This is a genomic window from Dietzia sp. IBK-p2-15D, from assembly GCF_057773105.1.
The window spans coordinates 1-487 of sequence record NZ_JBYMTK010000057.1 but is presented as its reverse complement, the minus strand read 5'-3'; the positions used below and the strand labels follow the sequence as shown (position 1 = coordinate 487).

Genomic DNA, 487 nt, shown 5'->3' with positions numbered 1-487 from the left:
ATTGGTTCCTTACAAGGAACAGCAGATAACATGGGTGCCAACTGTGGAATACTTCTAGCATGACGACTACTTTTACTCCGGGAATGGTTATTCCCTCAACGTGGCTAAATGCCACGGATGCCACGGTAGCAGGGGCTCTGCAAGGAGCTACTACCGCTGCCGGTGTTCGTGGTGCTATTGGAGCAATGACTCCAGCAGATCAGCTTACTGGTACAATTGCTACTGGGGTTACTGCTGTAACACAAGCCCACAGTGATTCGTCTACGAAAGTAGCAACGACGGCCTTTGTTCAACAAGAGTTAGGCAATACTACTTACGGTGGTAGAAAAAATAAAGTGATTAATGGGATGTTTCTCATTGATCAAATCAATCGCTTCTCTGGTGTTTCTCCTGCTACCTTGACGGCTGGTGCAGCTCTTCGATATACCACAGATCGGTGGTATAGTTATTGTACTGGTGCTAATGTCACAACACTTCCATATGCTTC

Annotated in this window: 1 protein-coding gene; it reads left to right on the top strand. The window is 46.4% G+C overall.

What is annotated here, in order from left to right; all coding sequences use genetic code 11:
- Positions 1–59 precede the first annotated feature (59 nt).
- On the top strand, positions 60–487 hold a 428-nt coding region (locus tag AC3DEV_RS16835), incomplete at its 3' end, for a hypothetical protein (protein ID WP_488372841.1).